General features: G+C 56.1%; 19 protein-coding genes. 8 read left to right on the top strand and 11 right to left on the bottom strand.

All coding sequences use genetic code 11. The annotated features are described in order from the left end of the window. Window positions 1-50: 50 nt before the first annotated feature. The 3 genes from SIB42_RS09405 to SIB42_RS09395 are packed head-to-tail and all read left to right on the top strand — an operon-like array spanning window position 51 to window position 2,733. Window positions 51-494, top strand: coding sequence for a LexA family protein (locus SIB42_RS09405; protein WP_067097507.1), 444 nt, complete (start codon window positions 51-53; stop codon window positions 492-494). Window positions 495-499: 5 nt separating this feature from the next. Beyond that, window positions 500-1,774, top strand: coding sequence for a Y-family DNA polymerase (locus SIB42_RS09400; protein ID WP_067097509.1), 1,275 nt, complete (start codon window positions 500-502; stop codon window positions 1,772-1,774). A 53-nt stretch (window positions 1,775-1,827) separates the two neighbouring features. Beyond that, the gene (locus tag SIB42_RS09395) at window positions 1,828-2,733 is read left to right on the top strand and encodes a DUF481 domain-containing protein (protein ID WP_067097512.1); all 906 of its coding nucleotides are present in this window, start codon (window positions 1,828-1,830) and stop codon (window positions 2,731-2,733) included. A 165-nt stretch (window positions 2,734-2,898) separates the two neighbouring features. Here SIB42_RS09395 and SIB42_RS09390 read toward each other — a convergent pair whose 3' ends face one another. Together SIB42_RS09390 and SIB42_RS09385 are read right to left on the bottom strand one after the other, a co-directional pair. Then, window positions 2,899-3,051 carry a hypothetical protein gene (locus SIB42_RS09390; RefSeq protein ID WP_413327872.1) on the bottom strand — a complete coding sequence of 51 codons (153 nt, stop codon included), beginning with the start codon at window positions 3,049-3,051 and terminating at the stop codon, window positions 2,899-2,901. 162 nt (window positions 3,052-3,213) lie between these two features. Continuing rightward, the gene (locus SIB42_RS09385) at window positions 3,214-3,396 is read right to left on the bottom strand and encodes a hypothetical protein (protein ID WP_067097515.1); all 183 of its coding nucleotides are present in this window, start codon (window positions 3,394-3,396) and stop codon (window positions 3,214-3,216) included. 197 nt (window positions 3,397-3,593) lie between these two features. On the opposite strand from SIB42_RS09385, the gene SIB42_RS09380 reads away from it, so the two are divergent. The 3 genes from SIB42_RS09380 to SIB42_RS09370 all read left to right on the top strand — a co-directional run bounded on the left by SIB42_RS09380 (window position 3,594) and on the right by SIB42_RS09370 (window position 5,127). Further along, complete coding sequence (locus tag SIB42_RS09380) at window positions 3,594-3,758, top strand: hypothetical protein (RefSeq protein ID WP_170951815.1); 165 nt, start codon at window positions 3,594-3,596, stop codon at window positions 3,756-3,758. 914 nt (window positions 3,759-4,672) lie between these two features. Further along, a complete protein-coding gene (locus tag SIB42_RS09375) occupies window positions 4,673-4,843 on the top strand; it encodes a high light inducible protein (protein WP_156485254.1) in 171 nt (56 codons plus the stop codon). 71 nt (window positions 4,844-4,914) lie between these two features. Then, complete coding sequence (locus SIB42_RS09370) at window positions 4,915-5,127, top strand: hypothetical protein (protein ID WP_156485255.1); 213 nt, start codon at window positions 4,915-4,917, stop codon at window positions 5,125-5,127. Between the two features lie 99 nt (window positions 5,128-5,226). Here SIB42_RS09370 and SIB42_RS09365 read toward each other — a convergent pair whose 3' ends face one another. Then, window positions 5,227-5,631, bottom strand: a complete 405-nt coding sequence (locus SIB42_RS09365; RefSeq protein ID WP_156485256.1) for a hypothetical protein — start codon at window positions 5,629-5,631, stop codon at window positions 5,227-5,229. A 237-nt stretch (window positions 5,632-5,868) separates the two neighbouring features. Here SIB42_RS09365 and SIB42_RS09360 point away from each other — a divergent pair, with 237 nt between their 5' ends. Further along, window positions 5,869-6,027 (top strand): metallothionein, encoded by a 159-nt coding sequence (locus SIB42_RS09360; protein ID WP_074160771.1) that lies wholly within the window; start codon window positions 5,869-5,871, stop codon window positions 6,025-6,027. Window positions 6,028-6,379: 352 nt separating this feature from the next. Here SIB42_RS09360 and SIB42_RS09355 read toward each other — a convergent pair whose 3' ends face one another. The 7 genes from SIB42_RS09355 to SIB42_RS09325 form a co-directional block, all read right to left on the bottom strand. Continuing rightward, window positions 6,380-6,535, bottom strand: coding sequence for a hypothetical protein (locus SIB42_RS09355; protein ID WP_156485257.1), 156 nt, complete (start codon window positions 6,533-6,535; stop codon window positions 6,380-6,382). Window positions 6,536-6,889: 354 nt separating this feature from the next. Continuing rightward, entirely contained in the window at window positions 6,890-7,084 is a 195-nt protein-coding gene (locus SIB42_RS09350; protein WP_067097530.1) for a hypothetical protein, read from the bottom strand. Then, window positions 7,081-7,476: a thermonuclease family protein gene (locus SIB42_RS09345; RefSeq protein ID WP_231856475.1), complete on the bottom strand. Its 396-nt coding sequence runs from the start codon at window positions 7,474-7,476 to the stop codon at window positions 7,081-7,083. The genes SIB42_RS09350 and SIB42_RS09345 overlap by 4 nt, the downstream gene beginning before the upstream one ends. Before the next feature lie 537 nt (window positions 7,477-8,013). Next, complete coding sequence (locus tag SIB42_RS09340) at window positions 8,014-8,184, bottom strand: DUF4278 domain-containing protein (RefSeq protein WP_074160778.1); 171 nt, start codon at window positions 8,182-8,184, stop codon at window positions 8,014-8,016. 190 nt (window positions 8,185-8,374) lie between these two features. Continuing rightward, window positions 8,375-8,506 carry a hypothetical protein gene (locus tag SIB42_RS09335; RefSeq protein WP_255359919.1) on the bottom strand — a complete coding sequence of 44 codons (132 nt, stop codon included), beginning with the start codon at window positions 8,504-8,506 and terminating at the stop codon, window positions 8,375-8,377. Between the two features lie 129 nt (window positions 8,507-8,635). After that, entirely contained in the window at window positions 8,636-8,932 is a 297-nt protein-coding gene (locus tag SIB42_RS09330) for a hypothetical protein (protein WP_067097922.1), read from the bottom strand. Further along, window positions 8,932-9,189 carry a hypothetical protein gene (locus tag SIB42_RS09325; RefSeq protein WP_067097925.1) on the bottom strand — a complete coding sequence of 86 codons (258 nt, stop codon included), beginning with the start codon at window positions 9,187-9,189 and terminating at the stop codon, window positions 8,932-8,934. The genes SIB42_RS09330 and SIB42_RS09325 overlap by 1 nt, the downstream gene beginning before the upstream one ends. Before the next feature lie 96 nt (window positions 9,190-9,285). Here SIB42_RS09325 and SIB42_RS09320 point away from each other — a divergent pair, with 96 nt between their 5' ends. Next, window positions 9,286-10,053 (top strand): SDR family oxidoreductase, encoded by a 768-nt coding sequence (locus SIB42_RS09320; RefSeq protein ID WP_197459927.1) that lies wholly within the window; start codon window positions 9,286-9,288, stop codon window positions 10,051-10,053. Between the two features lies 1 nt (window position 10,054). On the opposite strand, the gene dnaG is transcribed toward SIB42_RS09320, so the two are convergent. After that, complete coding sequence (gene dnaG, locus SIB42_RS09315; protein WP_067098150.1) at window positions 10,055-12,142, bottom strand: DNA primase; 2,088 nt, start codon at window positions 12,140-12,142, stop codon at window positions 10,055-10,057. Between the last annotated feature and the right edge of the window lie 27 nt (window positions 12,143-12,169).

Below are 12,169 nucleotides of genomic sequence, written 5' to 3'. Positions count from 1 at the left end.
ATAGAACGCCTGTACTATTCTATGCATGTCGGGCTGTTGAACCCATGGCAATGGAGATCGATCGCTCCTTTCTCCAGCCACCGCAACCCCTAAGCCCCCAACGAACGTCAAGGCAGCTGCCACTGGCCGGAGAGCGGGTGGCCGCAGGCTTCCCTTCTCCGGCAGAAGACTACGTGGACGTGGGGATTGACCTCAACGACCAGCTGATCCGGCATCCCACCAGCACCTTTTTCCTGCGTGTTAGCGGCGACTCCATGACCGGTGACGGCATTCACGACGGCGACCTTCTGGTTGTGGACCGCAGCCTTGACCCCCACCCCGGACGCGTGGTGGTGGCCGTTCTAGATGGCGGCTTCACCCTCAAGCGCTTGGTCCGCCATCACGGCCAGCTGCGCCTGGAAGCAGCCAATCCCAACTATCCACCTCTAGATCTGCGGTCCTGCAACGACGTGCAGATCTGGGGGGTTGCCATTCATGTGATTCATCCCCTCTGAACGCCATGGCTCAGGTCACCGCCCTCATCGACGCCAACAACTTCTATGCCTCCTGCGAGCAGAGCCTGGATCCAGCCCTGATCGGCCGCCCAGTGGTGGTGCTCTCCAACAACGACGGCTGCATCGTGGCCCGCAGCGCCGAAGCCCGTGCACTCGGCATTGCCATGGGCACTCCGTATTTCAAGGCCAAGCAGACACTGGAACAGTGCGGAGTGGTGGTGCGCAGTTCCAACTACGCCCTTTACGCCGACATGAGCCAGCGACTGATGAGCCTTCTGGAGAGTCAGGTGGAGGAGCTGGAGGTTTATTCCATCGATGAAGCCTTCGCTCGCATCAGTCGTCCAGCGGCGGTAGATCTACGGCCCTGGGGCCGGCAGCTGCGTACCCTGATCCGTCGCAATCTGGGACTGCCAATCGCCATCGGACTGGGAGCCAGCAAAGGCCAGGCGAAGCTGGCGAACCATCTCGCCAAAGTGGAGGCCAGCCATGCAGGCCTGTTCGATCTGGGGCACTGCAGCCATCGGGACCGCTGGCTGGAAACGATCGCCATCGAAGACGTGTGGGGAATCGGTCGCAAACTCGCTGCCTGGTGCCGACTGCGTGGTGTGCGCAACGCCAGGGAACTGCGAGACATGGCCAGCGGCCCCCTGCGGGCCAAAGCGGGTGTGGTCGGCCTGCGCTTGCAGAGGGAACTCCAGGGGCATGCCTGTCTTCCCCTCGATCTGGCCCCATCCCCGAAGCAGGAAACCTGTGTCAGCAGAAGCTTCAGCCGACCCATAACGTCTCTGGCGGAGCTGCGAGAAGCTGTGGCGACCTACGTGGTGCGTGCCGCGGAAAAGCTGCGCAAACAGCAGCAACGCGCCGCCTCCCTAAGCGTGTACACCCGCACCAGTCCGTTCGCACCTGGCTTCTACAGCCGCAGCGCCAGCACCCATCTGGACCTGCCCAGCAACGACACCCAGATGCTGCTGAACGCCGCGCTGCCACTGGTGGAACGGATCTTCCAGCCCCACCGTCAGCTTGCCAAGGCCGGGGTGCTGATGGAGCACCTGCAGGACACTGAGCAACTGCAGCATCACCTGCTGGTGCCTTGCAGCGCAGCACACCTGCAACAGCGAGACACGCTGATGAACACCATCGACGGTCTCAACCGCCGTTATGGACGAGGCACCGTGCAGTGGGCCGCCTGCGGCCTGCATTCCGGCTGGGCGATGCGACGGGAACGCCTAGGCCGGGCAGCCACCACACGACTGAGCGATGTACCCGTGGTCCAGGCCTGAACAACATCAACAGGGTTCTATGAAAAAATCTGGCCTCTATCGACGGAAGGGTTGTGTTGCGGCGAATCCCGATCATTGCTGCGGGTGCTGTCCTGCTGGGGGCCACAGCGACTGTCGCCGAGCAGGTCACCCTCACGCTGAGCAACGGCGACACGCTGCACGGGGAGCTGATCCCTTCCGCAAGCACAGATACCACAACGGTGCTTCAGCACCCAGTGCTGGGTCGGCTGAGCATCCCGAAAACGTCACTGATGCCCGAAACCAAACCGAAGCCATGGAAGCTGAGTCTCTCCGGGGGAGTGACGGGATCCAATACCGACAACGATCTCGACGTCGGGGGGACAGCACAGCTAGAAACGAGCTACGCCTCAGGCGCCGACAAAGTCTCGTTGAAAGTGAATGCCCAGTACGAGGTCTCCCGTGACGAGGGAGAGACCAGCAACTCAACAGACACCAATGAAGGCGATGCTGAACTGCGCTACATCCGCAGCTTGAACAGTCGTTTGCACGCCTATGCAGGTGCGCACTTCAACTACGACACACTGAACCTCAGCGGAACCGACGCGTTTGAAAGCTCAATTGGCCTCGGTTACGACCTAATCAAGACTTCAAAAACACGGTTCACCGTGTCCCTCGGTCCCTCCATTGAACAGATCTGGGGAGGGGATGGATGCAACGCAGATCCAGTCTGCGGACAGACCTTCGCAGCAACAACAGCGAGAGCTGAACTGGAATGGAAGCCCAGCTCTGCCACCAGCCTCACGCTGACTAATACCTATACCGGGGCATACGTGAACGGAATCTCAACCAACAACATCTTTTCGATCGCGCTGAAAGTCTTCCCCATGAAAAATCAGCGCCTGTTCACATCCCTGAACGGCCAAACGATCTACAACGAACTACGCAGTCCAAAGGTCAACAACAACATCTCCATCCAGGTGGGGGTAAAGCTGGACTGAGCCTGAGCGGACGTCATGGAGATGACTCAGGCCAGATGGTTTTGCATTGCGGATCTCTCGAAGTGCAGCGGATTTCGCCCGTTCTATTTCTTCTGGATCGAGTTAGTGCGCCGCCAACAGCAACATCAGACGCTTCAAGGCCTTTGATCCCTGATCGGCAGTGAGTCAACCCAATCCGTAATAGGTGCAAGAAGCATCAAGCCAACCCTTGGCTTCACCCTGCAATCTGAGCTCCAGATCATCCATGGCCGGAATGGCCATCACCGGAGAAGCACAAAGACAAGAAGCAGCAGTGAGAGCAATCAAAAAACGATGCATTGAATAACAACGTCTGAGGACATGTTGCAGTAACCACAGTTGAGTGAACCGAACGATCGCCAACGCGGAAAGCAATGCAAGGGCCTTCGACACCGCAACAGACCCAGGCAGTCATCGAGCCAGGAGCCTCGACGCCTTCCTCTCAAAACACGTGCTAAGCGCTTAAACCATGAGCTGCAGTGACTGCTCGGCCAAGGCCCGGAAAATCTCCTGCTTCTTGCACTCAAGGAAATCCTGCTCGTTGGGATCGCCGCCCGGCCAATGACGCAGTGCGTCGCAGGTTGTCTTGTATTCCAACCTCAGAGCGTTCAAGTCGTAGGAGAAGGTGGCAACAGGCTCGTTCATGGGACACACGAGATGATGAAGAGATTATTACAAGTTTCCATGCTGCCTTGACGTAGCAGCAGCAACAGTATCCATTTTTCGCAACTGGCATTAGGTGGTCGTTGAGCTTTTCGCGAGTCGCAGCTGTGCGGATATCTCCGTCACGGACAACAACAGGATTTCGCGATGGTCTTGTTGTTCTTTCTTCGCTTGTTCTAATGACTTACGAGATTCGCAATTGGGCAGTCATTGCTGCCGCCATGGAGAAGCAAGGCGCCACTGATAGTCAGATGTATCGACGCGCAAAGGCCATGGCCAACGGCAGCATTGATCCGATGCCGACAAGCTATCCCGCCGCTCCTTACAGCATTTCAGTGGCCTGAGCCTTTCACGGTCGGTTCAAATCCTGGGGAGGCCAACGAACAAGCCTCCCTTTTTGATGCGTTGCAATAACCAGAGGAGAAAGCTGGGCAAGAGCCCCTTCGGCATCAACCCAAACATCTGGCAAGCACGCCCAGCAACCGTGAATCCTGCAAGACGCACCATCCCAGCGAGACAGGATCAATTCCGAGGCTTTACCAAGGTGCGCGAAAGGGTCGACCTGGGTTACACCTGAAAGAACCGCTTTTGGTGCTATGCCGTCAATCGACAAGAACGCAACGCAACAGAAGAAATCTGAGGCCTCAAAACCGCTCACGCTGCTGGCCCGTCCCGTGTATCCGGGGACACGCGGGACACCCCACACCAACAGCTGAAGAACGATTGCCATACTTCAAAGCGCTGGTATCCAAGGGGCTACAGACAACAGCCCCTTGGATACCATCAACGTGGGCTGAAGCCATCCTTAAACAAGAAAGAGTCGCGGCATGAAAAGGAAGAAGAGGACAGATTCCTGGATCCATATCGAAACATTTAACGAGACGCACTCCTGGAAGCAAACCTGAACGTTCTTCCATCTTTTGGCAACGCATCACATCTCAAATGCGACGGTCGTGTTCCTGCATCAGACACGGATGAACACCGGCCCAGACCATCGATACAGTCAAAACCAGAAGCGAACGGCGACGCGAAAGCAGCTTGAACATGGGCAACCCAGCATCACGATGCGCGTCTGAACAATCAACCCAACCCATCCTTGAGAAAACTTCAGAGAATCCATGAAGTGCACAGAAACAGATGGTGCTTACAACCTGATTCAGGCAAGCAATCAAAAATGACACGACACGCGCTTTTGGCACAACGGACAACAGATCGCCGCTCTTAAGGTTTGCTCAATAATTGAACAGCCCGGTTTTTGTTGACCCCAAATTCACCACTGGGTCCAAGGCAGACAACTGCAGACCCTGTCAATCTCTACACAGAACGTCTCAATGGACGCATGGCCATGCTGGGGCTGGCCATCGGAGTAACCGTGGAAGCACTCACCGGCAAAGGCATCCTCAACCAGGTGTTTGGTCTGTTCAACTAACCCGATTGGGTTGAAGTTCCGATGCTCTTCAACGGTCCATGAGCTACGACTAAAGGATCGGTACGTTGACCATGACCGAACTCTTCAACAGACCATCTGCAAGTCGTGATTCAGAGGTGTTGATTCATCTTTCCGAATGGCTTGAGAAGATCTGCATGCAGATGCTGTTGACCCTGGCGTTATGGCCGCTGAAGTTGATGTACAAGCGTCCGAGGCCGGAGGAGTCATGGCCGGCCTGGCAAGCCAATCAAAAACTCTGCAGAGCTGACCAGCGTTACTGCTGAACGGACATCAACCGAGTTCCCAACCACTCTCCAAGGTGAGCTGCTCCAACGTCTTCTGCCTGAAACAGCGCACATCACCAAAACGAAGGAAGTCGCCGATCAAACCGTGTGAGTTGTCTTGGCTTCAATTTCGCAGGTTGCGGTCAGAGGAGGAGCGGACAAACCCCAAATATCACTGGTTAAAGTACCGATTGAACCATCCAAAACTTTGGGAAGGTATGACCCCGTGTAGGGCAGCTCTTTCCCAAACCGCACGTGCTCAGGTGTAAACGAGGCTGGATATTCCGTACTGCTGCGGAATTCAGGCTTGTAAACCCAAGCTTTGCCAGCCTTCTCATGAAGCGTGATTTCCCAGATGGTTCCATCCAGTCCGGAGACATCACAACACAGATACACCTGATCGGCTTGGGCAGGGTTGAACCATCCCTCCATTGCTGCAAGCGCCACCACCCCAATCAGGCCGGCAACAGCAGAACCCATAACCACCCGAGCGCGACTGTCCATTCACCAAAACAAGTTGGTGCAAGGGTCCTCGATCTCGATGCAGAACACATCACCCCAGCGTGTGATCGCACCTCCTAGCGATCAGTAGAAATCTTGAACAGCCTCATCTGCCAACGCTCGCTAGCACCCGGATCAGTGGCCTCTGCACTGATCTGAAGCATGGGAGAAGAACACCCACTTGAGGGTTGATCCTCAACACAACCTGTCCTAGGAAGGCATGAGTGATGAGGTCTGCCCATGGCGATCCCAACCCCAACATGTGCCTGTGAGCCCTGCGATTGCACGATTGCTCCAGACTCTGCAGTCGAAAAAGATGGAAAGCTGTTCTGTTCTCAGCCTTGCGCTGATGGACATGCCGGCGGAGATCAATGCTGCACCAGCTGCGAGTGCTGTTGATTCCTGAGCACAGTCCATGAATAAAAGCCCCACCCAGCAAGAGCCAACGGGATGGGGCCCTTATGAGGCCCTTAGCCCTGCTGGCGTTGCTGATGGTCATGGCCAAGTCTTCTGGAAGAGGCAATCAGCCATGGCAGAAGAACAACTCAAAGCCTTTCTTGAAAAAGTCACCCGAAGATGTTGTGACTAACGCTTGATGCGAGGCTCCAGACCTGCCGTTCCGGCCTCCTTTTGAAGATCAACACCCCCTTCGAATCGTCAAGAAGCTGAACTATCAGAATCAAGGCAGGCCCATGCTGAATGATCGATGTTTCATGGCTCACCAAATTATTTTTACTGAGTTTCTCTTATCTCATGAAAAACTCTCCACAACTGAGCCAATGGTCGATGCAAGGATAAAAAATGTGCTCACAGCGATAAAAACTCCAATGAGAACTGTTGGATTAATATCGCTGACCGCTTCTTCACTCAGAGCCTGAGAGTTGCCATTAGCAAGCTTGTCTTCCATACAAATCATTCGTACTGCCCTCAGCTTATGAGACAAAACCATTGGATATCAAAAGCGGCAATCAAGACACTCAAAAGGCATAGACGCCGTTAAGATTGATCGATCCAAAAGAAGCATTCGCGATCGGTCAATGTTGGATTGTGTAAGTTTCTTCATAAAACAACATTAACAAGACTGCTTGTTGTTGTTTTGACTGATTGATTGAGAGGCAAAGTCACTTTTTGTTTATCAGAACACCCTTTCACTGCCTGAGTGCATCTTGAGGCTTCAGTGATCACTCCATGGAGGGGGGGGTGGGTGGGTGGGTGGGGGATCAGCCTGACCAGAGTCAGTGGTTGGTGCAATTGCGGCAGGTCAAAACTTGCGGAGCTCACGCAGCCGTCCAGTTCTCGACGGGCGCTGCATTGAATCCTGCTGACCAGTTGTCGTTTCTGCTGATGGCATGTCGTTGTCGCAGTCGCAGCGAGGTTCTTTGATTGCCAGAAAAATGACAGCAACGGCAAGCAGCGCAACAGCGATCGAGTGAATCGGAGCAGTTTTGTTGTTCATGAGGCCCAAGAACATTGGCCTGCGTAACGCCAATCGATCCGGGCATATCCACTGGAAATCATGGCCAACTGCACATTCATCTCGTCGACAAACAGCTCAGCGACGGTCCGGCCATAACGGTCGATCGTGATGCGTCGAAGCCCGACGAATCGTCCCACAACCATCCCGCGAAGGTGATCCCGGGCAGCCCTCGCGGGAACAGGATCAGCCCGCTTTCCCCTCAGTTCAGGGGTATCGATGCAGGCCAGCCGAATCCGCTCGCCATCGGTTGTTCGGCAGGTATCACCGTCGTAGCAGTCGCTGATGGTGACACTCTCAGGAGCTGCCGTTTGAGCCGGCCCTGCAAGCATCGCCGTCGCCAGCAACTGGATTGCCATCGATCGAAGCTGCATCAAATCTGGCCTGCATCTGAGCTTGGGCAAGCCATTTCCACTATTGGAGGTTTTGCCATCCAAGGCAATGCGCGATTTAACCGATGCCAAAAACGCCTCTGCGGGTGGAGAGTAAGGCCACGCAATCGGAGGAACCAAGCTTGGTCGACACTCCACCTGAGCAGATCGCTGAAGCAGACTGACTTCTGGCCCCTGCTCCAACAGTCTCAACAATGACCTGGGTTGGTCCTTTGGTAGGCAGACCTTGTGCGCCACGCCAATCGACGCTCCACTCGCACCGCCCTAGGTGCCCTCGGAGACAACAACCCGACACCTAGAGCACATGGCCCCAGGGCGCCTCTAGCCAGAAGCTTCGACCCCTTCCTTACTCGACAAGCGATGGGTTGAACAATGCACAAACGAGCGACTTAGGCCGTCTTTCCATCCGGAAGGGCGGCCTTCCTCTTTTGTCCTATCACTCGAGGCGCGGCAGCAGATTCAGATCTGGTCAATAAAAAAGCCTCGCAAAAGCGAGGCATGTCATCCATCATCGCTCGATCATCTGGCGTAGGAGACACCGCGATAAGCAAGCTGGGGGTGAAGCTCACGAGCTGCCTGCTGGCGACAAGCGTTGTAGTGCTCGCGTCGGTAGGTGAGTTCAACACTCTGCTTTTGCACAGCAGTGTGATGAGGGGTGTAGGTCTGGCCTCTGTAAATAAGAGCTGTCATGGGTGGTTCCTCGAAGCAAGTTCAGGTCCCCGTTCCTTGGCCTGAATCGAACTGCGCCTCTCCGAAAAGAGGTGAACGTGTTGGTAGCTGTTGCTACAGACCTTATATAAGACAACTCTCAAGGGGTTGGTCGTTCGAGTCGATACAAAACAGACCAATTCCCCTTGCACTGGCAGCTCCACTGGTCTCGTCAGATATGGGGATAGGCATTCGCCAAACCCCAAACCGCCAAGGCTGTAATCGAGGCGAAGGTCATGGCCGCCCAGGCCGCTGTACTCGAGCTGGAGCTTTTCGACAGTGGCAGCTGAATTTTGCGGGCCATCAAATCACAGTTCCTTCATATCCGTAGTGGCTCATTGCATCCCCGATCGCCAGTGATATCAGTGATCCCTAACCATTCAGATTTGCAATCTAGAGAACAGCTGGTTTTTGAAAGGCTTCAAGTCTTTGATCAGACAGGGCAAACCAACTGCACTGCATTGGATCTAGAAGAGAACAAGAGCACAAAATTGTCGCCATGGCCATTTAATCCAGTTTGCTCACGCAGCAAATCAGTACTGGCCAGTGCCAGGCCACAGGTCTCACAAAACAACACCGGCAACGTTGCAGCACTGCCCTGCATAGCCTGAAGGTCTAAAGCCTGCCGGACTGCACGCTGCGATCGTTCAAGACCGAGTCGCTCCACCAGAGCAGGCCAGAGGTCGTTCACCGGTGCGCTGGCCGCGAAATCAACGGATGGATGAGACATCAGACAGGCAGCTGTTCGATCGCCACCACAATCATCTGCGGTGAAACCTCAATTACATCCAGAGGATCCTGGTTATCGAGATAGGCCTCGAATGACGAAAAACGTTCAATCCGGGGAGCCGCCTCCTTCACTGCACAGGCCGCAATCCAGTCGTTGTCGTCAGGCTTGACGGTCACATAGGCCTGCAAAGCCTCCTCCAGGTCACCGCCATCACCGATGCCTTCCCCATGCCAGAACGCTTCGAAGAATTCCGACATCGGACACTGGGAACGACCGTTTTGATCATGACTCCGACCCGAGCCGCTGCCCAGTGCCTAGACGCTCAAGAATGGGGATAAGGGACGCGCAGAACGATGGAGGATTCGCTGTTCAGGCTTGATGGTCAAGTGGCACTGGTCACGGGATGCCGCAAAGGCATTGGCCACGCCATGGCGGATGCACTGGCTGAAGCAGGAGCCGACATTGTTGGAATCAGCGCCTCACTCAACCCTGACAGCAGTGAGGTGGGAGACGTGATTCGCAGGCGTGGCCGTCGATTTTCTGGTTTTCGCTGCGACCTCAGCGACCGCAATGCTTTTGACAGCGTGCTCGAACAGGTTCTGAGCCAACATCCAGTCATCGACGTGCTGGTGAACAATGCCGGCATCGTGCGTCGGGCACCCGCAGAGAGACACTGCGATGAGCTCTGGGACACGGTGCTGGAAGTCAACCTCAGTGCGCAGTTCAGAGTGAGTCGCCGGATCGGGACGCTGATGCTGGAGCGAGGCAAGGGCAGCATCATTTTCACCGCCTCGATCCTTAGTGATCAGGGTGGATTGAATGTGGCCAGCTACGCCGCCAGCAAAGCGGGCCTGGCCAACCTCACGCGCTCACTGGCCAATGAATGGGCAGGACGCGGCGTAAGGGTGAACGCCATTGCACCCGGATACGTGAAAACTGACATGACCGAAGCGCTGCAGTCGGATCCACTGAGATGCAGGCAGATCCTGGAACGCATCCCCGCCGGTCGCCTGGGATCACCTGATGACCTGCGCGGCCCGGTGGTGTTTCTCGCCAGTGAGGCCTCGCGCTACGTCCATGGAGAGACATTGGTCGTGGATGGAGGTTGGATGGGTCGTTAACTCAACCGTTGACGGGAGCTGCAGGTTCGGAGCTGGTGTCCGAGGCATAGCCGGCACAGCGCTGTTGATCGAGATGTTGGATGTGTCGACGTTCGGTGTAATACAGCTCCTGAAAACGCAGGGCTTCAGCGTTGAGGTCGTCGAACATGGTGTGGATGCGCTGCTCCATATCGACTTCCATCTCAATAGCAGGAGCTGACTGCTCATCTTTCTCCTGCTCGATTAAGACGGCAATGCAACGCTCCAGGGTCTGCAGACGCTGACCAGTCCAGGCTTCCAGCAAATGCCGGCAACGTTTATTGCTCTTCTGACGTTCAAGCATCGCTGCCGTTCCACGCAGCTGATCCATCGGCCGGGCCAAGGCAACACGCTGCAGTTCATCCGGTTCGAGCAGTGGCGTCAGACGCGTCACCAGATCACTGTTGTCCAGCAGGAGCTGATCCGTGAGCAGTCGGGGCAGATCGAGGTCTGCCAGTTCGTCGCCGCGATCCTCACCGCGACAGATCGCTTCCAGACGCACACTGCCGAGATTGCCTTCCTCTAGATCCGTGATGCCAGACCAGAGCAGACGGTGATGCTGCAGCGCGAAATCCTCGAGCTCCCGACTCCTCAGTTCCTGGCGGATGCCAGCCCGATGGGAAGGGCAATGCAAATAGAGCAGCAGGATCTCAGCTTCTGAACGTTCGCGCTGGGAAGCTTCACCAGCCTTCTCATGTCGGCTAGAGCGACCGTGCCAGCGCTGACCTTGAACCTGCTGGCGGAGATCGTCTTCAAGCTGCAGAGCCAGACGCCCCTGCCCACCGCTGAGGCGCTCGGCCACCTGCTGGATGTAGTGGGTGCGTATGGCGGATTGGGGAAGCTTGCCCAGCAACGCAACCAGCGAAGCCACCGAACGTTGAAACTGATCTGCCCTACTGAGATCTCTTCCCTCAAGGACCTGTTCGATCTGCCAGTCGAGCCAGAGCGGCGCCTGATCCAGCAGAGCCCGATAGTCACCGGCGCCATGCTCCTTGAGAAATTCATCTGGGTCCTTCCCGGATGGAAGGTGCAGGACCCTTAACTCCAGCTGTCCCTGGAGTGCCAGCTGCTCCACCTCGCCGATCGCTCGGTTGGCGGCTCGCACGCCGGCACCATCGGCATCGAAATTCAGAACAATCCGCTTGCCATCGCTGCATCGGCACAGCTGGGTGACCTGTTGACTGCTGAGAGCGGTGCCCAGAGAAGCCACCGCATTGGTGACACCTGAGGCGTGCAGGGCAATCACATCGAAATAGCCCTCCACAACAACAGCACGATCGTCCTTGCGGATTGCGGATGAGGCCCGGTCAAGTCCGAAAAGGTGCTTCCCCTTCTCGAAAACCTCTGTTTCAGGTGAGTTGAGGTACTTGGGCTCACTGCCATCGAGGCTGCGGCCACCGAAGCCGATCACCCGCCCCTGACGATCACGAATGGGAACAATCACCCGATGGCGGAAGCGGTCATAAAAACCATTCCCTCCTTTACGGGGAACCACCAGTCCTGCTGCCTCGAGCAGTTCTGGAGCCAATCCCTCCACTTGCTGCAAATGCTTAAGCAAGCCATCCCACTGATCAGGCGCATAACCCAGCTCGAACTGATCAAGGGTGGTTTCGCTCAGGCCGCGGGTCTCGCGCAGATAGCGAAGTGCATCAGCACCGGTGTCTGTTCTGAGCTGTGCACGGAACCAGCCGGAGGCCAATGCAAGCGCTCGGTGCAGCTTTTCGCGGCGAGACAGCTGTTGTTTGAGTTTCTCCTGCTGCGGACCGTCGACGGTCTCCACTGGCAGTTGATATCGGCGGGCAAGGTCAAGCACCACCTCGCTGAAGCTCTGACGTTGAAACTCCATCAGGAACTTGATGGAGTTTCCTCCTGCGCCGCAGGAGAAGCAGTAATAGAACTGCTTGGCGGGAGACACCGTCATTGACGGCTTGCTGTCGTCGTGGAACGGGCAGATTCCGACGAACTCACGACCCTTTTTCTTGAGCACCACGTGCTCACCAACAACATCCACGATGTCGGCGCGTTCCTTAACGGCCTCGATGGTGCGTGGGTGAAGTCGGGGGCTGACCATCGAACCATTCTGCGAGAAACCGCGCGT

Origin of the sequence: Synechococcus sp. MIT S9508 (genome assembly GCF_047303045.1) — a bacterium.
In the GTDB taxonomy this organism is placed as follows: Bacteria; Cyanobacteriota; Cyanobacteriia; order PCC-6307; family Cyanobiaceae; genus Synechococcus_C.
The sequence above is the reverse complement of the archived record's forward strand: the minus strand, read 5'-3'. Positions and strand labels throughout refer to the sequence as shown.

Excerpts from the sequence above, each read along its gene's own strand:
- SIB42_RS09405 (WP_067097507.1), top strand. The coding sequence starts at position 51 with ATGGAGATCGATCGCTCCTTTCTCCAGCCACCGCAACCCCTAAGCCCC.
- SIB42_RS09400 (WP_067097509.1), top strand. The coding sequence starts at position 500 with ATGGCTCAGGTCACCGCCCTCATCGACGCCAACAACTTCTATGCCTCC.
- SIB42_RS09390 (WP_413327872.1), bottom strand. The coding sequence starts at position 3,051 with ATGCATCGTTTTTTGATTGCTCTCACTGCTGCTTCTTGTCTTTGTGCT.
- SIB42_RS09385 (WP_067097515.1), bottom strand. The coding sequence starts at position 3,396 with ATGAACGAGCCTGTTGCCACCTTCTCCTACGACTTGAACGCTCTGAGG.
- SIB42_RS09380 (WP_170951815.1), top strand. The coding sequence starts at position 3,594 with ATGACTTACGAGATTCGCAATTGGGCAGTCATTGCTGCCGCCATGGAG.
- SIB42_RS09370 (WP_156485255.1), top strand. The coding sequence starts at position 4,915 with ATGACCGAACTCTTCAACAGACCATCTGCAAGTCGTGATTCAGAGGTG.
- SIB42_RS09365 (WP_156485256.1), bottom strand. The coding sequence starts at position 5,631 with ATGGACAGTCGCGCTCGGGTGGTTATGGGTTCTGCTGTTGCCGGCCTG.
- SIB42_RS09360 (WP_074160771.1), top strand. The coding sequence starts at position 5,869 with ATGGCGATCCCAACCCCAACATGTGCCTGTGAGCCCTGCGATTGCACG.
- SIB42_RS09355 (WP_156485257.1), bottom strand. The coding sequence starts at position 6,535 with ATGGAAGACAAGCTTGCTAATGGCAACTCTCAGGCTCTGAGTGAAGAA.
- SIB42_RS09350 (WP_067097530.1), bottom strand. The coding sequence starts at position 7,084 with ATGAACAACAAAACTGCTCCGATTCACTCGATCGCTGTTGCGCTGCTT.
- SIB42_RS09345 (WP_231856475.1), bottom strand. The coding sequence starts at position 7,476 with ATGCAGCTTCGATCGATGGCAATCCAGTTGCTGGCGACGGCGATGCTT.
- SIB42_RS09340 (WP_074160778.1), bottom strand. The coding sequence starts at position 8,184 with ATGACAGCTCTTATTTACAGAGGCCAGACCTACACCCCTCATCACACT.
- SIB42_RS09335 (WP_255359919.1), bottom strand. The coding sequence starts at position 8,506 with ATGGCCCGCAAAATTCAGCTGCCACTGTCGAAAAGCTCCAGCTCGAGT.
- SIB42_RS09330 (WP_067097922.1), bottom strand. The coding sequence starts at position 8,932 with ATGTCTCATCCATCCGTTGATTTCGCGGCCAGCGCACCGGTGAACGAC.
- SIB42_RS09325 (WP_067097925.1), bottom strand. The coding sequence starts at position 9,189 with ATGTCGGAATTCTTCGAAGCGTTCTGGCATGGGGAAGGCATCGGTGAT.
- SIB42_RS09320 (WP_197459927.1), top strand. The coding sequence starts at position 9,286 with ATGGAGGATTCGCTGTTCAGGCTTGATGGTCAAGTGGCACTGGTCACG.
- dnaG (WP_067098150.1), bottom strand. The coding sequence starts at position 12,142 with ATGGTCAGCCCCCGACTTCACCCACGCACCATCGAGGCCGTTAAGGAA.